General features: G+C 62.0%; 20 protein-coding genes, 1 tRNA gene and 1 pseudogene. 2 read left to right on the forward strand and 20 right to left on the reverse strand.

Annotated elements, in window-relative coordinates; all coding sequences use genetic code 11:
* Window positions 1-24: 24 nt before the first annotated feature.
* From JI749_RS13870 to JI749_RS13945, 16 genes are all read right to left on the reverse strand, one after another.
* Complete coding sequence (locus JI749_RS13870) at window positions 25-1119, reverse strand: glycosyltransferase family 4 protein (protein WP_201655037.1); 1095 nt, start codon at window positions 1117-1119, stop codon at window positions 25-27.
* Window positions 1116-2162, reverse strand: coding sequence for a glycosyltransferase family 2 protein (locus tag JI749_RS13875; protein ID WP_201655040.1), 1047 nt, complete (start codon window positions 2160-2162; stop codon window positions 1116-1118). The genes JI749_RS13870 and JI749_RS13875 overlap by 4 nt, the downstream gene beginning before the upstream one ends.
* Window positions 2163-2177: 15 nt before the next feature.
* Entirely contained in the window at window positions 2178-3356 is a 1179-nt protein-coding gene (locus JI749_RS13880; protein WP_201655043.1) for a polysaccharide pyruvyl transferase family protein, read from the reverse strand.
* 36 nt (window positions 3357-3392) lie between these two features.
* A complete protein-coding gene (locus JI749_RS13885; RefSeq protein WP_201655046.1) occupies window positions 3393-4538 on the reverse strand; it encodes a glycosyltransferase family 4 protein in 1146 nt (381 codons plus the stop codon).
* On the reverse strand, window positions 4535-5935 hold the full coding sequence (locus JI749_RS13890; protein WP_201655049.1) for an O-antigen ligase family protein: 1401 nt from the start codon (window positions 5933-5935) through the stop codon (window positions 4535-4537). Before JI749_RS13890 ends, JI749_RS13885 begins: the two co-directional genes overlap by 4 nt.
* Window positions 5935-7098, reverse strand: a complete 1164-nt coding sequence (locus JI749_RS13895) for an AGE family epimerase/isomerase (RefSeq protein WP_201655052.1) — start codon at window positions 7096-7098, stop codon at window positions 5935-5937. The genes JI749_RS13890 and JI749_RS13895 overlap by 1 nt, the downstream gene beginning before the upstream one ends.
* On the reverse strand, window positions 7095-8345 hold the full coding sequence (locus tag JI749_RS13900) for an HAD-IIIA family hydrolase (protein WP_407644882.1): 1251 nt from the start codon (window positions 8343-8345) through the stop codon (window positions 7095-7097). Before JI749_RS13900 ends, JI749_RS13895 begins: the two co-directional genes overlap by 4 nt.
* Window positions 8333-9373, reverse strand: a complete 1041-nt coding sequence (locus tag JI749_RS13905; RefSeq protein WP_201655058.1) for a GHMP family kinase ATP-binding protein — start codon at window positions 9371-9373, stop codon at window positions 8333-8335. Before JI749_RS13905 ends, JI749_RS13900 begins: the two co-directional genes overlap by 13 nt.
* Before the next feature lie 179 nt (window positions 9374-9552).
* Window positions 9553-10326, reverse strand: a complete 774-nt coding sequence (locus JI749_RS13910) for a WecB/TagA/CpsF family glycosyltransferase (protein ID WP_201655061.1) — start codon at window positions 10324-10326, stop codon at window positions 9553-9555.
* Window positions 10323-11186, reverse strand: coding sequence for a glucose-1-phosphate thymidylyltransferase RfbA (gene rfbA, locus JI749_RS13915; protein ID WP_201655064.1), 864 nt, complete (start codon window positions 11184-11186; stop codon window positions 10323-10325). Before rfbA ends, JI749_RS13910 begins: the two co-directional genes overlap by 4 nt.
* Before the next feature lie 38 nt (window positions 11187-11224).
* Window positions 11225-12115: a dTDP-4-dehydrorhamnose reductase gene (rfbD, locus tag JI749_RS13920; RefSeq protein WP_201655067.1), complete on the reverse strand. Its 891-nt coding sequence runs from the start codon at window positions 12113-12115 to the stop codon at window positions 11225-11227.
* Window positions 12115-13182 (reverse strand): dTDP-glucose 4,6-dehydratase, encoded by a 1068-nt coding sequence (rfbB, locus tag JI749_RS13925; protein WP_201655070.1) that lies wholly within the window; start codon window positions 13180-13182, stop codon window positions 12115-12117. The genes rfbD and rfbB overlap by 1 nt, the downstream gene beginning before the upstream one ends.
* A gap of 2 nt (window positions 13183-13184) precedes the next feature.
* A complete protein-coding gene (rfbC, locus tag JI749_RS13930) occupies window positions 13185-13757 on the reverse strand; it encodes a dTDP-4-dehydrorhamnose 3,5-epimerase (RefSeq protein WP_201655073.1) in 573 nt (190 codons plus the stop codon).
* A gap of 90 nt (window positions 13758-13847) precedes the next feature.
* Window positions 13848-14639, reverse strand: coding sequence for a sugar transferase (locus JI749_RS13935; RefSeq protein WP_233280765.1), 792 nt, complete (start codon window positions 14637-14639; stop codon window positions 13848-13850).
* Between the two features lie 498 nt (window positions 14640-15137).
* Window positions 15138-15512: a hypothetical protein gene (locus JI749_RS13940; RefSeq protein ID WP_201655076.1), complete on the reverse strand. Its 375-nt coding sequence runs from the start codon at window positions 15510-15512 to the stop codon at window positions 15138-15140.
* Between the two features lie 292 nt (window positions 15513-15804).
* Entirely contained in the window at window positions 15805-16371 is a 567-nt protein-coding gene (locus JI749_RS13945; protein WP_201655079.1) for a transglutaminase-like cysteine peptidase, read from the reverse strand.
* A 272-nt stretch (window positions 16372-16643) separates the two neighbouring features.
* Here JI749_RS13945 and JI749_RS13950 point away from each other — a divergent pair, with 272 nt between their 5' ends.
* Window positions 16644-17420: an NAD kinase gene (locus JI749_RS13950; protein WP_233280766.1), complete on the forward strand. Its 777-nt coding sequence runs from the start codon at window positions 16644-16646 to the stop codon at window positions 17418-17420.
* Between the two features lie 88 nt (window positions 17421-17508).
* Here JI749_RS13950 and JI749_RS13955 read toward each other — a convergent pair whose 3' ends face one another.
* From JI749_RS13955 to JI749_RS13965, 3 genes and pseudogenes are all read right to left on the reverse strand, one after another.
* Window positions 17509-19155 (reverse strand): SDR family oxidoreductase, encoded by a 1647-nt coding sequence (locus JI749_RS13955; protein WP_201655085.1) that lies wholly within the window; start codon window positions 19153-19155, stop codon window positions 17509-17511.
* 110 nt (window positions 19156-19265) lie between these two features.
* Window positions 19266-19687, reverse strand: a pseudogene (locus tag JI749_RS13960) (thiol-disulfide oxidoreductase DCC family protein).
* A gap of 18 nt (window positions 19688-19705) precedes the next feature.
* Window positions 19706-19798 (reverse strand) — tRNA-Ser (locus JI749_RS13965).
* Window positions 19799-19961: 163 nt separating this feature from the next.
* Here JI749_RS13965 and JI749_RS13970 point away from each other — a divergent pair.
* Window positions 19962-20483 (forward strand): DUF2147 domain-containing protein, encoded by a 522-nt coding sequence (locus JI749_RS13970; RefSeq protein ID WP_201655088.1) that lies wholly within the window; start codon window positions 19962-19964, stop codon window positions 20481-20483.
* Here JI749_RS13970 and JI749_RS13975 read toward each other — a convergent pair whose 3' ends face one another.
* Window positions 20484-21182: a glutathione S-transferase N-terminal domain-containing protein gene (locus JI749_RS13975; protein ID WP_201655091.1), complete on the reverse strand. Its 699-nt coding sequence runs from the start codon at window positions 21180-21182 to the stop codon at window positions 20484-20486.
* Between the last annotated feature and the right edge of the window lie 16 nt (window positions 21183-21198).

A 21198-nucleotide genomic window follows, 5' to 3' on the forward strand; every position in this document is an offset into this window, starting at 1 on the left:
CCGTGAGGAAAATGATCGCCGAGGTCACGACAGCGCCGCCTTCAGTGTCATCGCAGCGTTTGACCACGCATGATCGGCTCGAACCTTGGCGGCCGCTACCCGCGCCCTGTCACGCAACGTTGCGGCGGGATTGGCGAGGAGGAACGATACTGCATCGACCACGGCGCTGCCCTCGGAGACGACTGCGCCGTCATACGTCTCGGTCATGTGCCTGGCGCCCGCGAGGTCGAGGCAAAGTGGAAACGCGCCAGAGGCAAGGCTTTCAAGCACGATCAACGGATAGGAATCCATGATCGAAAGATGCACCAAGACGTCTGACTCGCGAAGGCGCGCCATCATTGCGTCGGTCTTGAGCCAACCAACATACCGGACATCATCGCTCAGCCCCAGTGCCGCAATGCGCGCCTGTATCTCTGCCATGGTCTGGTCATCGGCACCGCCAGCCAGAGAGGCCTCGAACAGGGCACCGGCACGCTTGAGGCCGGCGCAAACCTCCAGGAACAGAAAGCTCCCCTTCCCTGCCGAGAGCCGTGCGGAGTGGATCAGCCTCAGCTTGCCGGTTGTGGTGTCGGCCTGCTGACCATCGGCCGCCCACATCTCCTGGGGCAAGAAGGTGCGGATCATGCGGGAGGGTACGCCCTGCGGCAAAGACAGCTCCACAGCCTGGGTCGGCGACAGCAATGCGAACTGGTTTGCCAACCGCATAACCAGTGAGCCCAACCGCCGCAGCGCTGGATTCCGCTGCGATCGCCAGTTGGCACCCAAATGCGGGGTAACGACCACGCGGTAGCCACAGAGCCTGGCAAGGACGAGAAAGGCCAGATCCACCACGTTGACCCACTGGAACCAAACCACATCGGGCGACCAGCGACGATAGCGGATCAACTGCCTCATTTCTCCGAGCAGGCGCGGTAATCCCCGGGGCCGGAAGAAGGCAGTAGAGGTCGTGAGGTGTTCCAGCTTCACACTATCGTCACCCGCCAAAGCCTGCTTGGCGCGCTCGCAGAACGCCTCGACCCCGCCGGGCCTGTCGGAAGAGCCTCCGACCAGCAGCACGCGAAGCGTGGCCTGGGCGTTATCGCCGTCGCCATCGTGATGCACCACATCCGCCGACGTCATCGCGCAGCTCCAAGGGCTGCAAGATCAATCTTGCCGGTCCGCCTGTTTCCCTTGAGCACGTCGCCGGCGGCATGGCGCATCACTTTCGTTGCCTCTCGATCCCCAGCCAACCAGTAACGACGCAGGTCCCAGATCCATCGGGCCCAGGCCAGTGGCAGAAAATACGGATGGAACTTGCGGTAGAAGCGGAAAAGGTTGGCATAATAGTAGTAGAGGCTGGTGTCGCTCGGGCGCTTGACCGAACTGGTGCCGATGCTGGCGCCTTCCTTGTGGTAGACGATCGCTTCAGGGCACCAGCCGAGCTCGAACGTGCCGCGCATCCGGCGGGTCCAATCCAGTTCCTCATAGTAGAGGAAATAGTCTTCGGACATCGGCCCCACGGTTTCGAGAAAGGCGCGCGACGTGAACATGGAAGCGCCGGAGACGTAGTCGATCCGGCTTTCGACTTCCGCCTGACCTGGGAGGTGATCCCGATGGGCGCGGAAAAAGACCGGCCCGCCCCGAACCGTCTTGGTGCCCCACCAGCTTCCGATCGTCTGAACATGCTGGGGGTCGTGATAGAAGAGCAGCGTTGCCCCGAGGATGCCCAAGGTCGGCTGGGCCGTCATGCGCGCCGCCAGCAAAGTCGGTGCGTCGGGACTGGTGACGGTGTCGTTGTTGAGGATCCACACGTAATTGCAGGCTGGGTCGGCCAGAGCCTGGCGGATACCCAGATTGTTGGCGCCGGCAAAGCCCAGATTGGCTCCAGCTGCGATCACGCTGACGAACGTGTCCGGCACCGCCTGCCCGACATCCTCGCGCGCTATTACCGCCAGGGATACCGGCCGCCGCTCGGCCGGTGGCAACAGATCCCAAACCGCGGCGGGCCGCGCCACGGACACTTCTCCCCGGCCCCAGCTTTCAAAAGCGGGAATTGACCCATCGGCCGAGGCATTGTCGACCACCAGCACCCGCAGGTTCGCCACGGAGCAGCGCGCAAGCGCCTCTAGGCACTCCAAGGTGTCGGCGCGACCGTTCCAATTAACGAGTACGACGTAGATCATGGGGTTCCTGCAGGCCTAGCGCAACTGGCCGGCGACGTAGCGGGACAGGAGGTCGCCAATAGCAGTCTGGTAGCGAGACAGGCGCTCCTGCGCGATCGGCAGCGCGTCCTGGATTTGAGCGGCAAGCTGCTCGCGCTGGTCGAACCATCCGAGCGTTTTGGCGAGCGCTATGTCAACGCCCTCGGCCTTGCCGTCAACGTAGTTGGTATAACCGAGCGATCCGAACAGTCCGTTGAATTTGCGGCTATAGGCGACCGGTACTACCGGCACCCCGGAGGAGAATGCGCCGATGCACGCATGCATCCGGCCGCCCACGAAGAAGTCGAGCCCCGAGATGTAGCTCTTTGCCTGTACGCTGTTTTCGAAGCGCGGCGCCAGCACAGAACCCGGACTGGCGTCGGCAAGGCGCACAGCCGTTGGCCAATCATCATCATTGTCGCCACTGCCAGCGACATGAGCCACGAAGTGCAACTCGACATTGTCCCGAGCCGAGAGTTCAGCGATCAGGCGGTCCGAAAACGTACCATAATCGAGCGTCATGCCCAGTTCGTTGTCACCGGAATAGCCCTTGTTGTACAATAGTCCGGAGACGTTGAGGCCGACGCGCACCTTGTCCTGCGCCTTGGATTGACGATCGAAGGGAAGGCGAAAGGCAACGTCGATGAACTCGTCGGTCGGAACGCGCAGATTAAGTTGCTGGAGTTGGGCCGTCGACAGGTTATCGCGCGCATAGACCGCCTCCGCGCTGTTCATCACATATGCCGCGATACGACGGTTCAGAGGCTTTTCGAAGGGGCCAATGGTTTGTGGCGCAATGACCAGAGGCTTGCGCAAATAACGCACGATCTGCTTGCTGACCGCCAGCGTCAAGAAGCGGCGGGCGCCATAGATGTCGGTAAAGCTGTCGCCTTCGCCGATGTCAAATACGATGTCGCACTTTCGCAGGTCGTCGACGAATTCCGAGCGCCCCCGGAGAAAGTCCTTGGTGTGCGCGGCCCCACCGACCGTGACGTCCGAAGGCAGATCCGCAACATGTTCAGGCTTCGCCGTTCCAACCGAAATGAAGCGTACGGGAATGTTTCGCTCGCGCGCCGCGGCCCGAATGATCTCAGCATCGCCCCGCGCCAGCGCGTCGACACCCAGATTTCCATGGCCGAAGGTGTGCCACATCAATCCTATTACGACTTCATTCATTGTCTGTTCCAAACTCGAGGGTTACACGCGAAGGACCTAACCGGCCCCTGCCGCAACTTGTTTTATTTCTTCGGCGATACGGGACCATGAGAGGTAGTGCCCGAGGGCGGCCGATCCCGCGTCGGCATGGTTGCGCCATTCATCCATGGGCCGCGCGTAGAACTGCCTGAAGGCGTCCGCGATACTATGCGCGGTTACCGGGATGGATACTCGCTGGCATGCCAAGCCATGCTCGATCAGTTCTCCGATACCGCCTACCCCTGTCGACATGATCGGACGCCGGGCAAGCGAAGCCAGCACGGCTACCCCCGACTGCGAGCTAAACTCTTCATAGGGTAGCAAGATGGCGTCACTCATGGCGAACAACTCGCCCACCCGGGCCTCCTCGACAAAACCGATCTCGGTGATGAACCGTTCGGGCCGCGATGCAACAAGGGCAGCGCACTCATCCCAATAGACCCTGTCGTCTGCATGCGGGGAGCCGGCGACGATAAGTTTGAGATCCGGCAAGTCGTCGCCGAGGGACAATACGGCCTCGATGGTTTCCTTGATCCGCTTGTTGCGGCGCAGCATGCCAAACACCAGGAGCTTGCCGCTACCGGGTATGGGACCCGGATCGCCGCTGGGGAAGGCGCCATGGGGCACCACGTCGATCTTGTCGGGCGCGATATTGAAGTGGTTTATCAGGTCGTTCTTGGCCGTTTTGGTCAACACGATCAGGTGCGCAGACATGCGATAGGTCTGCAGAAGCAGCCACTCCTCCAGACGGCGGAATCGATCGGGGAAGGACCAGGCATGCGGCTTGGCATCGTGGACGATATAGACGATCCGCGCGCCCACGAGCCGCAGCAGGCAGAACTGGATGAAGGTCACCAGCAGCCATGCCGGATGTGTCACCAGGAAGGTTCGGGCAGTGAGGCGCGCCCACAGGAGAACCGCAGTGGAATGAACTACCCGATAGAGGTTCATGATCGCACGATAGGCGGTAGACCCCCTGCCGCCTGTGCCTGCCAGCAGGCGCCGGCGGTCGATATTTGGATGGTTTGCCTCCCGGTCGGCAGGTTGCACCGGGGCCGCAATGAAGCAAAGGTCCACTCCAGCTTCGGCCAAGGCCTGTGCGAGCGCGAAGGCGTACCAGCCCTCCCCGCCGCGCCAAGCGGTGGTGTAGTAGCAAGCCTTCATAACGTTGCCTGAGTTGCGGTTGAAGGGACAAGACCGGTTTCGAAGGCTTGGCGGCTGCGGGCCGAGGCCGCGACAGCAATGATGTAAGCCGCGCCAAGATACGCAAAGACGAGGTTGTCCTGGATCGAGAGCACTGACTGGCCAAAGAGAATGGCGAAAGTGAAGGCAATGACGGCGTTGAGCCTGCGCTTCCTTGCATGGTCCTGGATACGGCGTGATGCCCAGATTCCGACGAGGAAAATGTAAGTGAAGAATAGCACGAACATCCCTAGCCCGAAGTAGCCGTTGTCGATGAGGTAGCTGAGATAAAGGCTGTCAATCGTAAGCGTCCCCAACTGGGAGAACACCCCGGCGACATAGACTGCGCGTCCTTCGCCATATCCGAGCAATGGGCTGGAATCCAAGGCGAACAGCGCGCGCTCGAACATCATGCTGCGGACTTGAGAACTGGATGCTTCTTCGGCAGTTCTTCCTCCCAGAAGGCCCAGAAGATCTTCACCGAAGATAAGGAATGCGATCAACGCAATCGCCGCACCTGCGACCGCGACAAATACCGCCCGCCGGGACCGGCCGGACGAGATGACACCCAACCCCCAATAGACAGCGAGTGCCACGGCCGCGCCTGCTAGAGGCGAGCGCGTATTGCTGGACAAAATGGCTAAACCAAAAGCGATGAATGAGAGTCCCCACCGCCAAAGTTTACCGCGCCGCTCCGGGGTAACCAAGAAGACAAGTGGCAGGCATGCCGCGATAAACTGGCCGAAGACAATGGGATGGGTGAACGTTGACTTGGCGCGCAACAGGCCACCACGATACATGTTTGCCTTGAGGTTCTCGCCTGCCAGGTTCTGAGGCCCACCAAAGTTGAAAATCCACCCGAATTCGACAGTAAGCGAGTTCTGTCTGATCATTTCGTAGATGCCCAGACATGCTGCAACTAAACCGGCGACCAAGAGAATTCGAGGGAAGTTTTCCTCGTTGCGCGGATCGACGAACATCGCCAGGCCGATAACGAAGAAGGACATGAAATAGGCAAGTGTGTTATTCAACGCATTGACTGACCCCGGAGGGTCCTGTCCGGCATAGGCGGAAACGTACTTGGACAACAAAAGCGCCAAGAACAGGCCAAATGCGACGTTCAATTGACCGGCCGACGAGTAGTGGCGCATGACGGCGGGTCGGCTTGCGAACAGAATAACCGCGCCCAAGAACATCGCTACCGTCAATGCGCTAATTGGGGTTTGATTGGTAAAGCCCAAGGAGAATCCCAACAGACGGGGCCAGAGCACCGCTAGATAGACCAACAGCGAGAACGCGGCCACCCAGGCGCCGCCCAGCACATAGGGAGCGGCGCGCGCGTCGTCGGCTATATCTGCGATTGCTGCGCTAGCCTTCATCACAGCAGCCGGTGCATTTCGGCGAGGGCGCAGATCATGTGGTAGAGGCTGGAGGCGCGCGCGGCTTCGTCCTTGAACGTGCCGTCGGCGCGGATGTTTTCCCAGGCGCCGCCGGCAATCGGAAAATTCCAGTATTTGCGCAGGCCCGAGGTCGCCACGGCGACGCGGTCAAGGGCCGTTTCGCGCGCTTCGGGAGACGTGGCTGTCGACGCGGCAGCAAGCCAGGCCTTGATGCGCTCGGTCTGCTGCCAGAGGCGGGCGGTGTCGTCCTTGACGGTCAGATCGTCCCAGATTTCGGAGATGGCGAGGCCCCGCACCGGGTCGGTGCCGCTATCCTCGCCCACCGCGATCAATCGGCCCGCGGCGGCCAGCGCATCCTGGCGTCCGCGGAGCAGGCCCCAGCGGATCATCAGCCAGGCCCATTCGAACTGGTGGCCGGGTTCGACGATGCGGCCGTCATTACCGGGGACCGGGTGCCAATCGCCATTGAAGAACTCACGCAGAGCGCCGGTCTTGGGATCGATGAAGCTGGTGAGGCACAAGTCGCCGATCTCGTCGGCCAGCTTGTCCCAGCCATCATCGCCCGCTTGGGGCTCGGCCTCGAGCCAGGCCAATGAGGCCTCGAAGACGTGCATATGCGGGTTGGCCTTGAGCGGTAGGGTGCGCGGCACCGATTCCTCGAAGCCGCCAGAGGGATGGCCCCAGCCGGCTTTCATCGCATCGCGCATGCGGCGGGCCGCCTGGGTCAGCGTCTCGCGCTCGTAGCCAGTGGATGCAGCCGCGGCCATGCCGAACAGCGCAAAGGCGTGGTCGTAGAGGTCGAAGCTGCCATTGACGATGGTGCCATCGGGACGGGTTTCGGATACCACGCTGCCATCGGGCTTGATGCAGTGGTCGAGCAGATAGCGCACGCCATGGGCCATGACGCGCTGCGCATCACCTGCCCAGCCCAGCTTTTGCGCCACGGCATAGGAATAGATCTGGCGACCGACGACGCGGGTGCGACGCGGCACCTCGGGCGAGACGCCATGCTGGTCGATGGTTTCGCGGAAACCGCCCTGCTCCCAGTCGGTGCCCGCGGCCGCCCATAGGGGCAGCGCCTGCTCGAACATCCACTGGGTAAAAATGGCCCGCTCGGCCAGTGCACGATCAAGCGCCGTCATTGACGTGCCTCCGCAAGCGATTTCCCCAACGGGGTTTGATTGAGCACGAAATCGAGCAGGTTGCCGCCTGGGAACAGATAGCCCTTGATCTGGGCCCCAGTCGCGGCGGCGATGTCGGTGTCGTTGTCGCCGATCATGAAACTATGATCGGTGTCGACCGGCCAGCGCTGGAGCAGATCGAGCAGCATGCCCGAGCCCGGCTTGCGCCAGTCGCTGGCAAGCCGATACTGCTCAACGGCCGCGTCAGGGTGATAGGGCGAATAGCGCATGTCGTCGAGATGCGCGCCCGCTTCGAGCAGCTGCGCCCCGATATGGCGATAGAGGTGGTGATAGTCGTCCTCGGAATAGTAGCCGCGGGCAATGCCGGCCTGATTGGTCACCAGGAACACGTAATAACCCGCCTGGTTGGCGCGGCGCACGGTCTCCCGCGCGCCCTCGATCCATTCGAAGCGCTCGGGCGTCCCGACATGGCCGGTATCGTGGTTGAGCACGCCATCACGGTCCAGGAACAGAGCCGGCCGGCGGAGCTGCTTGGGGATGACAGTCTGCGCCTCGGCATAGCTCTCGGGCACGCCGATATCCAGGAAAAAGCCGGATGCCTCGCGGCCGTGGAGGCGACCTTCGCTGGCCAGTTGCGGCAGCACGTCGTTTTCGAGCGAGCAGGATGGCTGCAGGCGCTCGATGAGGCTTTTGCGGAACGCATAGACGCCGCCATTGACCATTCCCGGTCCGGCGCGGTCCGGACGCGTGGCGAAGCGGGTCACGGTGTTGCCGTCCAGCTCCACGGTACCGAAGCGGGATGCGTCCGGCACCGCGCGCAGGGTCAGCGCGCCGATGGCGTTGACGTCGGCCTGCAGCAGGCCGGCGACATCGGCCAGCAGCACATCGAACCAGCTGTCGCCATTGAACAGCAGGAACTCGTCGTCCAGCAGATCGCGGGCGTGCCACAGGGCGCCCCCTGTGCCGGCCCGATCGGGCTCGACTGTTACCGACACGGTGAGACCAAACTGGGCAGCAGCCGGGCTCGTGCGCGCGAATTCGCGGATCTGCTCAGACTCGAAAGCGGCCAGAAGCAGTATCTTGCGGAAGCCCTGGCGGCCCATTTCGGCCAGGAGGATATCGAGGAACGGCCGCTCGCCGATGGGCAGCAGGGGCTTGGGCGTGGTGCGTGTGAGCTCGCCCAGGCGGCTGCCCAGTCCGCCGCACAGGATCACGCATTGTTCGATACGATTGGTCAAAATGCCCACGTCTCGCAGCCGCGTTCGGTGAACTTGACCGGGCTTGCCACGGCACCCTCTGCATTGAGCGAGGAGACGAGCGAGTAGCGGTGTTCGGGGTGGACCAGGAAGAACAGGAAACCGCCGCCGCCTGCGCCGGAAACCTTGCCGCCAAGCGCGCCGCCGCGCATGGCCAGATCGAACAGGTCGTCGATGCGGTCGTTGGAAATGCCCTGGGCCGTGGACTTTTTGGCGATCCAGGAGCGGTTCAGCACATCGGCCATTTCCTCGACGTCGCCGCGCAGCAAGGCGCTCTTCATCTCCACCGCATCGGCCTTGAGCTGATGCATGGCATCCATGGTCTTTTCGGTCTTGGCGTTGAGACCCGCCGTCTGCAGCGAGATAATGTCCGCCGACTTGCGCGAGCGGCCGGAGAAGCAGACCACGAGCGAGGATTCGAGCTCGTTCTTGACGGCGTCGCTCACCCGCATGGGGTTCACGATAACCCGGTCCTGGGCCAGAAACTCGATGAAATTGATGCCGCCAAAGGCTGCCGCGTACTGATCCTGGCGGCCACCGGCCATGCCCAGGTCGACGCGCTCGATTTCGAAGGCCAGGCGCGCCACATCATAGGGGCCAAGAGGAGCACCAAGGACGATACGGAAGGCCTCGACCAGGGCGACCACCAGGGCCGAGGAGGAGCCGAGGCCCGAGCCGGGCGGCGCGTCGACCGTGGTCTTGACGACCATCGGCACGCGCTTGCCGCCGTTATAGTCGCGGATCATGCGCAGGTAGACGCCCTTGTGCAAAGCCAGTTCGCTGGTTTCGAGACTATCGTCGAGATCAAAGCTTTCCGCGATGCCCATGTCGTCCCCGGCAAAGACGATCTTGCCAGACTCCGAAGGAAGGATCGACGCAAAGGCAAACCGGTCAATCGTAACGTTAAGCACCGCCCCGCCGAATGTGTCGCAATAGGGCGACAGATCAGTGCCGCCACCGGCAAAACCAAGCCGCAATGGCGCCCTGGCGCGGATCTTTCTGGAAACGAACTCGATCATTCAAACGCCCTACGCATGGAGCCCCGGGTGACTACAGGGAACAAGATGGTTCGCGGCCACAAGACTGTATCGCCCGCCCAACTTCAATTGCCTTCTTTGCATGTCAATCATGTGAGCGTGACACCGGAACTTGCCGTTAGTGTTAATCGCGCAATTTCCTTTAGGTGGACGCGCCAGCTCTACTGCTTTCTGAGACGCGGCAAGATTTCCCGCGCAAAGAATAGCGGAAATATTGCAGGCCCTTCGACCAGGTATCGCCGCCACAGGCGCCGGGGATTTGTCAGCAGGCGATAAAGCCACTCGAGGCTCACAGCCTGCATCCATTCAGGCGCGCGGTGCTGTTTGCCGGAAAGGAAATCCACACTGGCACCGACGCACATTGCTATGCCGTGAGCGCGCCCTCTGGATCGCAGTTCCGCAGCGATAAGCTGCTGCCGCGGCAGAGGCAAACAGATCAGGGCGATGCCCCAGTCGGCCTCCAGCAGATCGTGGATGCAACGGTTCCAATCGTCGGTTCCCGGTGTAAGCGGCATCGGCGCTTCCACGAAAACCAACCTGCGGGCGGGATAGAGCCGTGCGAGCCCGGAAAATTCGGCGGCCGACGGCCCGATTACGCCGATGGTCACGTCCTCGAAGGCCGGATCACCAAGCAGATCCCGCACCAGATCGGAACCAGGATATTGCGCGAGCGGCGATCCAACCAGTCGCGACAGCAATGCCAACACCTTGCTGTCGCAGATCTTGTAGTCGGCGGCGAGAAATGCCGCCGATTGGTGTGGCGCAAGGCGCCCGCCCAACGTCTTGACGAGGTCATCGACATTGGGTGTCACCAGATAGCCGTAGCCCTGCCCGGAGGCACGCAGAACAAGATCGCGGATGCCAGCGCGCTCCAAGTCGACGAAGTCGACCCCCATGAAGCGACGATAGGGCGGGCCGACGCGTTCCAAACTCACTTGAGCACACCAAATAGATACTGGCCGTATGTGCTCTTCTTGAGCTCTTCGGCGAGTTTTTCGAGTTGGCGTTCGCCGATATAGCCCATGCGGTACGCCACCTCTTCGGGGCTGGCGATCTTGAAGCCCTGGCGTTTTTCCAAGGTGGCGACGAATTGGGCGGCTTCGAGCAGGCTATCTGGGGTGCCGGTATCGAGCCAGGCGTAACCGCGGCCCATCAGTTCGACCGAGAGCTGGCCGCGTTCGAGATAGGTGCGGTTGACATCGGTAATCTCGAGCTCGCCGCGGGGTGACGGCTTGAGGTTAGCGGCGATGTCGACGACCTGCTGATCATAGAAGTAGAGGCCTGTCACAGCCCAGTTCGATCGGGGCGCCGCCGGCTTTTCCTCGATGCTGATGGCTCGCATCTGGCTGTCGAACTCGACCACGCCGTAACGCTGCGGATCGGTGACATGATAGGCAAAGACAGAAGCCCCGGTAGCGCGCCCCGCCCCGCCCCGCATCAATTGCGGCAGGCCGTGGCCATAAAAGATGTTGTCGCCCAGCACCAGTGCGGATGGACCACCGGCGACGAAATCGGCGCCGATGATGAAAGCCTCGGCCAGGCCGTTCGGGGCATCCTGCACCGCATAGTCAATGGAAATCCCCCAACGCGAGCCATCGCCAAGCAGACGCTTGAAATTCTCGTTGTCGTGCGGCGTGGTAATGATCAGTATTTCGGTGATGCCGGCCAACATGAGCGTTGTCAGCGGATAATAGATCATCGGCTTGTCATAGACAGGCATCAGCTGCTTGGAGACTGCCGAGGTGATGGGATGCAGCCGTGTGCCGCTGCCACCCGCCAGGATTATGCCTTTCATCCGTCTCGTCTCCTACGCGATACTGTTGGACTGAGCGCTCATGCTGTGGCGGCCACAAGGCGTTCCACAACCGAGCGGGTCGACGTGGTCCAGTGCGGCATGGTCACGCCGTGAACCTGCTGCAGCCGGGCGGTCGACAGGCGCGAATTGGCCGGGCGCCGTGCCGGGGTGGCATAGTCCGCAGTCGTGATGCGGGACACGCCGGCGGAGGGGCCGCCCAGCGCTGCCGACGCAGCGAAAATTTCGGTGGCAAAATCGGCCCAGCTTGCTTCACCGGTGCCCGCCAGGTGGAACACGCCGCGCAATGCGGCATCGTCAGGGCGATCGAACAGGTTGCGGGCGATGACCAGCACGGCATCGGCAATATCGAGCGCAGAGGTGGGGTTGCCGCGCTGGTCGTCGACCACGCGCAATTCGGGCCGGTCCGCAGCAAGCCGCAGCATGGTCTTGAGAAAATTCTGGCCGAAGGGGGAATAGACCCAGGCGGTGCGCAGGATTACATGGTTGGGCGTGGCGGCAGCGACTGCAGTTTCGCCGGCCAGCTTGGTGCGGCCATAGACGCCCAGCGGGCGGGTGGCATCGGTCTCGACATAGGGTGACGGTTTGCTCCCGTCAAAGACATAGTCGGTCGACAGGTGGATGACCGGCACGTTCAACGCCGCCGCCGCCTCAGCAACGAGTCCGGGGCCGCGCGCATTGACCGCCTCGGCGCGGTCGGCTTCGGTTTCAGCCTTATCGACGGCCGTGTAGGCCGCCGCCGAAACGATGACATCGGGTGAAGCGGCCGCCAGGGTGTCCAGCACCGACCGGTCAAGGCTGAGATCAATCTCAGGCCGGCCCAGGGCAACGATCTCAGCGCCCATGGCTTCACCGCGCTCGAGCAGCGCCGTGACCACCTGCCCAGTCTTGCCCGTGACCGCCAGCCGCATTATTCGGCTGCCTTTGTCGCCGTGGGGAGCATGCCCAGCCGCTCGCCGGCATAGCTCTGCCGCAGGGGCGACCACCACCACTGGTTATCGAGGTACCAGTCCACTGTGCGCTCGATACCGGTTTCGAAGGTCTCGCGCGCCTTCCAGCCCAGTTCGGTTTCCAGCTTGGTCGCATCAATCGCATAACGGGCATCATGGCCCGGACGATCGGTCACAAAGCGGATCAGTCCCTCGCGCGGCGCCGCTTCCGGACGACGGTGGTCGAGCAAAGCGCAGATACGACGTACTACATCGATGTTCTTCCGCTCGTTGCGGCCGCCCACATTGTAGGTCTCGCCGATCCGGCCGCGCTCGATGATGAGGTCCAGGGCGCGGGCATGATCTTCGACATAGAGCCAGTCCCGCACATTCTCCCCTTTGCCGTACACCGGCAGGCTCTTGCCTTCAAGGGCGTTGAGAATGGTCAGTGGAATGAGTTTTTCGGGGAAGTGATAGGGCCCGTAATTATTGGAGCAGTTCGACACCACGACCGGCAGCCCATAGGTGCGCGCCCAGGCCTTGGCCAGATGATCCGACGCGGCCTTGGAGGCCGAATAGGGCGAGCTCGGGTCATAGGGCGTCTGTTCGGTGAACAGCCCCTCGTCGCCAAGCGAGCCATAGACCTCGTCGGTGGACACATGCAGAAAGCGGAACCGCTGCCGGGACGCTTCGTCGAGGGTGCCATAATGGGCGCGTGCTGCCTCGAGCAGGGTGAACGTCCCCATCACATTGGTCTGGATGAAATCTTCGGCGCCGGTGATCGAGCGGTCGACATGGCTTTCGGCGGCCAGATGCATGACGCGATCCGGGCGGAAGCTCGAAAAGGCCCCGTTCATCGCCTGGCGATCACAAATGTCCGCCTTGAGGAAACGGTGGTTCGTCTTGCCTTCGACCGTGGTGAGCGATGCCAGGTTTCCGGCATAGGTCAGCTTGTCGATGGTAAGGACATCATAGCCCTTCTCAAGCACCAGGTGGCGGACCAGAGCCGATCCGATGAAGCCGGCGCCGCCGGTTACGATGACGCGCATTCTCAGTTCTCCGCCGCAGCGAAATCGAAATAGGCCGGCAGTTCACGAAGCGAGGGCTGCTGACGGTCCTTGGGCGAAAGAGTCTCCGGGTCCGCCAGCTCGGGCCAGGCGACGCCGATATCAGGGTCGTTCCAGGCCACTCCCTTGTCGCTGGAACGATCGTAGTAGCTGGTCACCTTGTAAGAGACGATCGTGTCAGGCGCCAGAGTACAAAAGCCATGGAGAAAACCGACGGGAACCCACAGCTGGTTGCCTTCATCGGCTGTCAGCGTGGCTGCCACCCATTTGCCGAAGGTCGGTGAGCCGCGGCGGATATCCACCGCCACGTCGAAGATCGCTCCCGCCACACATCGTACCAGCTTGCCTTGAGCTGCCGGCTGGCTCTGGAAGTGCAGCCCCCGAACCACGCCAACCGCGCGGCTGAGCGACTGGTTTTCCTGCACGAAAGTCATGTCGGCTACATTGGCGCGGAACCAATCGTCCCTGAAGGTCTCGGAGAAGTATCCTCGATCATCGCCATGACGGGCGGGCGTGATTTCGACAACGTCCGCGACGTCAAGTTGCTTCAGTTTCATTACGGCGTCCAACATCAGCGAGAGGCAAAGCTTGTCTCACGCAACTATTGCCAATCGATGACTATGCCGCCCTCGTGCCGGGCCGGGCGGTCAGTGGCCCGAGCCACCGACGAATTCGTGCCGGATGGTCTGACCAATGATGTAGAGGTCCAGCCAGAACGAGAAATTCTGAATGTAAGCGAGATCGTGGTCGATGCGCGCCCGGGCCCGGTCCGCACGTTCAGTCGGACCGCGCAGGCCATTGACCTGGGCCCAGCCGGTCAGGCCCGGCAGCATTTCGAGCCGCTGGTCGTAATAGGGGACGAGTTCCTTGTAGCCCATGCCGCCGGCAAGCATGCCGGACACATGCGGGCGCGGGCCAACCAGGGACATGTCGCCCATCAGCACATTGAGCAGCTGGGGCAATTCGTCGATGCTCGTGCGGCGGATCAACCGGCCGATCGCAGTCACGCGGGGATCGTCCTTGACCGTCTGGGCAACACCCGACAGATCGCACTCCTCGACCTTCATCGAGCGGAACTTGTAGGCCATGAACGGCTTGCCCCAGCGCCCTTCCCGCTCCTGGCGGAACAGCACCGGGCCCTTGCTTGTGGTCTTGATCAGCACGGCAAGAATGATGAAGAACGGAAGCAGCGCCAGGAGAGCCCCGGCAGAGGCCAGGATATCGAAAGCGCGCTTGGCAATCAGGTGGCGCGTGCGGCGCGCCGATGGGACGAACAGCGGCTCGCCGCGGCGCGGCAGGCGCATGCCAAGGCCATTCTGCCAGCTGACACGTTCGGCGCGCGAGCGGATGCGAGACTCGAGGTCGCCACCGAGCGCGCCAGCCAAGTCGATATCTGCCGCTGCAAAACGTACGTCCTTAAGCGTGTTGAGATCGTTCATTGGAAACTCGCCTGACACTGACCCCGAAGGGCCTCACTTGCCGCAGAAACAAGGTTATCAAATAATAAACTAATTCCAACACCCAAAAACTTGGGACCTAGCATTGCAGTTAATGCAGAGCCGGCCGACCCGGCGCTTTTGCTATGCCGAGGGGGCGGAAATACGGCCTCCGTGGGGCTTTTTGACCGTCCGCGAGCATTTTCAGGTCGCACGGCGTGCAGTAGCGCGGCGATTTTGCATGGCTTGCCTGCGTCGTGCGCAACCTTCAAGTGCCGTTAATTCGCCATTTTTTTCAAAGGCTTGTCGTTGTCGAGCGGCGTTAGGTCAGTCCACAAAATCGACAATCAGGCCAAAGCCGCAAAGGCAGACCCTACGCGGGCAATTACTTGCCTAGGCCAGTCATTCAATATCGGAAGCTAGTATTTTTATGGGAGCAGCAAAGACAAAAGCCCGACCTCCGAAGAGGTCGGGCAAAATGTCAGAACCCAACAGGGCCTATTAGCCAGGAATGGTCGGGCTGGCAGCCGGGGCCAGGGCGCCGGATTCAGGCAGCAGCAGCTCGAACAGGGCGTCGACGTCGGCCTGGAATTCCTCGTCGGGCTCGTTGGCCGTAAACACCTCGGCGCGCAGTTCCTGGAAGGACTTGTTCGCGACGGAAATGTCGACATTGGCCACCAGCGCGGCGGCATAGGCATTGATGGCGGCTTCGCAGGCGGCGAGATCGGCCGCCGTATCTTCGGACGGGAGGCTGCAAGCCACTGCAACGGCGTTGTACAACCCCTCATAACCCGGGACCGGAGCAGCAGAGGTGACGGACGTCGCCCCCAGGCCGAGCACGCCAGTCATCGCCAAAGTCGTGATCAGCTTACGCATCTAAAATTCCTCACAAATTACGCCGCGGCTCGTTTCGTAGATGTATTGAGCCGAACGGTCAATGTTTTGTTTAGATGTCGTTTACCAGCCGGACAAGCGCCAAGCGTTGAATTGGTAAATTTCCAGAGGTCCGCGATGGCTAAGCATATGCAAAATAAGATGAATTTGACTCGAATTGGCTCGCTGTTCGTTTGTTCCATGCGTTGCAAGCATGGCAAGAGTGCATTGATGCATAGCCAAAGGGGCTCCGCGACACTTGCGCGGAGCCCCTTCGATACTTGTTGCGCCCTGCTTAGCCGGCAACCCAACGGGTCGGGTTCGGCGAGGACATCGAGCGAATATTGTATCCCGAAGCGCGGAGCGTCTTCACGCTGTTGGTCAGGTTGTCCAGGACGTAATCGCCCTCGCTGGTGCGGACAACCAGCACAGCGTGCGGTTCGCCGCGGCGCGTATGGGTGTAGGCAATGCGCAAGGCACCTGACGAGACACCCTGGCGGATGAGGGCGCTGCGCTTGGACAGCACATAATCCTCGCAATCGCCGCTGGTCGGGTTGAGCTCCCACACGTCAGCCGTATCGCGCTCCGGGCGGATCGAGCGATTGACGTGGCTGTTGACCTGCTTGAGCACGGCCATCAGGTTGGGCGACATGGTGACCTGCCCGCGACCACTGCTGGCGCATTCACTCTTGTTCTGCGCGCAGAAGAACTGCAGCGACAGCGGTGTGATTGCGGCATACTGGGTCACCAGGCCATGGCTGGAGACCGCTGCCGGGTTGGTGTAGGCGGCAGCGCCGCCGGCTGAGAACAAAGTGGCGGCCATTGTCAGGCCAGTCACGACTGCTGCAAACTTGGTATTCATTTAAGCCATCCCCGATGAGTTGATGGCACCAAAATGCACGCAGCCGATTGCTGCCGAATTCGAAAATTCGGTACAATTTTATTCAATTGCCAGAATTCCGGTCCCGGCTGTGCCCCGCTCAATAGGGGTCGTCGCCGGCTGGACCGTTGAAACGGGCGAGCCAATTCGGCTCAAATTCCACGCTAATTGTACCGATCGCCGCCCTTGCGGACATGCGCTGGCTCCTTCGGGTTCCCCGTGCTAGGCAAGCGCGATCGAGTTTGGAGACGACCTTGGGCAGTTCAGCCAATTCCCGCATTGCCTTCGTCACCAATGGTACGGTCGAAGCCGACGCCGCCGCTCGCCGCCTGTCGTCGCGTTACGGATTCCACCCGCTCGAAAGCTGCGACGTGGTCGTCGCCCTGGGCGGCGACGGGCTGATGCTGCAGACGCTGCACCGGGTCATGCCGCTCGACACACCGGTCTACGGTATGAATTTCGGGTCGGTCGGATTCATGATGAATGCCTTCTCCGAGGACGACCTGGAGCGCCGCCTGCAATCGGTGCAGCGCACGCGCATCTATCCCCTTTCGATGGAAGTGCTGGACACATCCGGCAAGGCCGAAACGGCGTTGGCGCTCAACGAAGTTTCGTTGTTCCGATCGACCTACCAGGCCGCCAAGATCCAGATCATCGTGGATGGCGAGACGCGACTGGAGGAGTTGATCTGCGACGGCGCCCTGCTGTCGACGCCAGCCGGGTCGACTGCCTACAATCTATCGGCACACGGCCCGATCCTTCCGATCGAAGCGCCGTTGCTGGCACTGACACCCATCTCCCCCTTCCGCCCCCGCCGCTGGCGTGGGGCCATTCTCTCCAACCGCGCGGTGGTGAAATTCATCACCCGCGAGGCTGCCAAGCGCCCGGTCAGCGCCGTGGCCGACAATGTCGAATTCCAGAATGTGCTCGAGGTGACGGTGCGCGAAGATCGCAGCCGGGGCGTCACGCTGTTGTTTGATCCGGGCACGAGCCTCGAAGAGCGGGTTTTGAGCGAGCAGTTTCGCTACTAGGCACGACGTGGCCCAGCGGCTGCCGTGATTATTATGCCAGGATCCGGGCGAGGTCGCGCTCTGGCGAGGACAGCCTAGCGGTCGGCGCTCAGACGTCGAGGGTGCCGCGATAGGCGACGAGCCTTCCGATGAGTGGCAGGCCGATGTCGACCTCGAACACGTGGCGACCGTTGGCTACAGTTTCCCGGGCCACGACGGATGGAAGAAGGAAACGCGGCAGGGGTATCCCGACGAGCCAACCCTCGACAGGGCGCATGTCGAGGCCATCAGCTGTCCCGACGAGCCGCATGGCGATCGAGACCGGGCCGAACCGTTCCACCAGCAAGTCGCCTTGCGCACGCATGACCGAGCGCATCCGGTGAGCACCAAAGCGCCGCGTCCAGTGTTCCAAGCCGTCGCGGCTTTCGATGACGACCTCCAGCGGCAGATCACCGGTTGTCGCCGGCAACCCGAAAATCCTGGCGAGCACACGCGCTGGCAGCGTGGTCGCCGGCTCGACCGTTGCACTGCCCTTACCAATAACAGCCGGCCAGCCGCGATGTAGCCGCTGCGTCACCTCAGGCATGTCTCCGAAAGTGTCGCCCAATAGCCCAGCAAAGAGTGCGGGGCCAGCGCTTGCCACGTCCTGCCGGGTCTGGATGCTCAGGCTGGCATACCAGGGCAGGATCGCTTCGAGCGCGACGCGCCCGGCCGCGCTGCCGGCGCCGCTGGCAACTTGCTTGGACAGCACGAGGTGTTCGATCAGCGCCGCGGCGGGTCCGATGGGCACATAGGGCCCATGTCCATCGCTGGCCTTCAGTTGCCAGGTGGCGCAAGCCGGTTTACCGGACCGGTCCAGACCGACCACTTCCACCAGCATGCCGCCCTGCTGGCTGCCAAATCGGTCGAGCGCATTGGCAATCAGGTTGCCCAGGGCCAAGAACGCACGCGCGGATTTTACCAGGCCCAGCCGCACGGCGAGTCCGGCCAGGCCGATCAACGCGTTGAGCACCGGCAGTTCCATGCCGGCGTCAAATCCTGCCCTGACCCGCGGCGAGAAACGGGCCGGGATTATGTCCAGATCAGGGACTTCGGCGAGCATTGCCCGGCGCGGCGACACACCGTCGATCGCAATCGTCCGCGCGCCGCTCCATCCTGCCCGTGCCTGCCACTCCCCCTCGCAAAACAGCCTGACGGGCTGGCCAACCCAGCTCAGGATGCCGGATATCACCGACTTGCCTTTCGGTGTCTGGTTGCCGGGGACGATGACGCAGTCGATCGTATCGATGCTCATCCAATCGCCAACCAGGTGGTCGAGGACCGCATTGCTGAGGCAGGGCGACGAACTGGCTCCGGCGATTACGGAAACGCCGGCCTTGCGGGATGCCGCATCGAAGCGCCCGATGCCGGCCACGAAGGACCGCGAGTCAGCCAGGTCGACGTAGTGACAGGGCGCTCCGATCGCGGCCTCGATGAGATTTGCCCCCATCAGTTGGAACGGGCCTGAGCAATCGACGACCACCTGGCAATCCAGTGCCCGGAGCTCCTGAGCCGTCACACCGTCGCGATCGAGCATAGCCGTATGGTAGTCACCATCGGGGTCGATGCTGCGCAGTTCAGACTGTAGAGAGGCAGCCTTGTGTGGCGCGCGGCCTGCAAGCGTCACCCGAAAGGCTTTTCGGCCGGCGAGCAGGCGTGCCAGGCGCGAGCCAAAGACGCCGGAGGCGCCGACGATGAGAACGTGGGGTCGGCTCATGCAGGCGATCTCCCAAACGATGCGGATGGCGCGGCGGCCGGCCAGCCCCCAATCGACAGGTTAGCCGCCTCGGTCGTTCAGGCTGAAGTGGGCAAAGTGACGCGAAGGCCTCACAACACCCGCGCAGCCTGTTCCGGGGTTGGCAACCAGCAGGTCTCGCGCTTGCCGAAGATCCGGTAGCGGTTTCGGGCGATCAGCCGATAGGCGGGGTCGCGCAAGCCCCGCGGAATGATCCTCAGCGCCGACAGTGCCCGCCAAGGCCAACCAGGCCTTCGTATATGGAAAGAACGGCATCGCTGTCGCGCAGCGCGTGGTCCCCGGTTACTACCACTATGGTGTCGGGGGCGATCGGGTCGATGCCGAATTTTCGGTAGATCGCGCTGCCCACCTCACCCTGCATGGATGCCAGCAAGAAGTGATCACGCCGGTCATGCTTGAGGACGAATTGTGCATTGGCCGAGCAGAGGACGCACATCGCATCGAAGACGATGATCGGCTTGGCTCTATCGCTGGGATCGGGCATCGGGGCCATGCAGCAGCGGGTCAGAAATGGCGGAGAGGAAGGGATTCGAACCCTCGAGACAGTTCATCACCATCTGCGCCCTTAGCAGGGGCGTGCCTTCGACCACTCGGCCACCTCTCCGGCAGGGGGTGGATAGCGGGCGGGGGTTGGGATGGCAAGCGGTTTTTGGACGGGGCCACGGCGCGGCCTGATTGTTGCGATATTTGCTTTATGACAGCAGGATTTGACGGCTAGATCATCGGACAGATCGAATCATGATCGGTCCCTCAAGCAGGTGAGACGCATGGCCAACGGGCGCTGGAAGCTTGGTAAAGTCGCTGCATTGCTGCTGTTGGCCGCTCCGGCGACAGCGCAGGAGGCGGCGATTGATCCCAACCGCATCCCTGATCTCATCGAAGGGATCTGGCAGACGCAGGAATTGTCGGAAGTGACGATCGCGCTGTGTCCGGAAGGGTTCTGCGGCACACTGAGCAAGATCGTTGTGCCCCGCGAGGGCCTGACGGAAGAGGAATATGCCGCCGCGCAGGCCATGGCGGTGGAGAGCTTCACTGACGTTCGCAACCCTGACCCTGCCCTGCGGAGCCGGCCGATGCTGGGCTTGCAGATCCTGACGCTGCTGCCCAGTACCAAACCCAACATCTATGACGGGCAGATCTACAACCCGCAGGATGGCAATATCTACTCGGGCTATGTGGAGATGATCGGGCCTGATCAGATGCGGCTCAACGGATGCGTGCTCTATAACCTGATCTGCCAGGGTCAGGACTGGGTCCGGGTCATTCCCGAACCCGTCCAGGGCCAATAGTCAGCGCTGGTTGAACAGCACCTTCTGGGCTTCCTTGTCTTCGTTGAGCGGCTTGGACTGCACGTCCTTGCCCCAGTTAAGACCGCGCTCGACGGCCGGACGGGCATTGAGACGCTCGATCCAGGCGCCGAAATTGGGAAATTCCTGCTTGGATATGCCGTAGCGCTCCCAGGACTGTGCCCAACCGATCGCCGCGATATCGGCGATGGAATAATCGCCGGCAATGTAGTCACGACCTTCGAGGCGGGTGTTCAGCACGCGGAACAGGCGATGGGTTTCGTCGCTGTAGCGCTTGATGGCGTAGGGGATCTTCTCGGGCGCATAGACGCTGAAGTGATTGTTCTGGCCCAGCATTGGGCCGAAGCCGCCGACCTGCCAGAACAGCCATTCGTCGACCGCCACCTGCTGCCGCGGGTCGGTAGGATAGAACTGGCCGAACTTGAGGCCGAGATATTTGAGGATGGCACCGGATTCGAAGATCGAGATGGGCTGTCCGCCAGGGCCCTCGGGATCGACGATGGCCGGGATCTTGTTGTTGGGCGAAATGGCCAGGAATTCGGGTTTGAACTGATCGCCCTTGCCGATATCGATGCGGTGATAGTTCCACGGCACGCCGAGCTCTTCGAGAATGATGTGGATCTTCTGCCCGTTGGGTGTGGGCAGCGAATAAGCATCGATCGGCTTGGTCTGGGTGGTCATTTGCCGGTTCCGTGTG

The organism is Devosia oryziradicis (assembly GCF_016698645.1).
Taxonomy (GTDB): domain Bacteria; phylum Pseudomonadota; class Alphaproteobacteria; order Rhizobiales; family Devosiaceae; genus Devosia; species Devosia oryziradicis.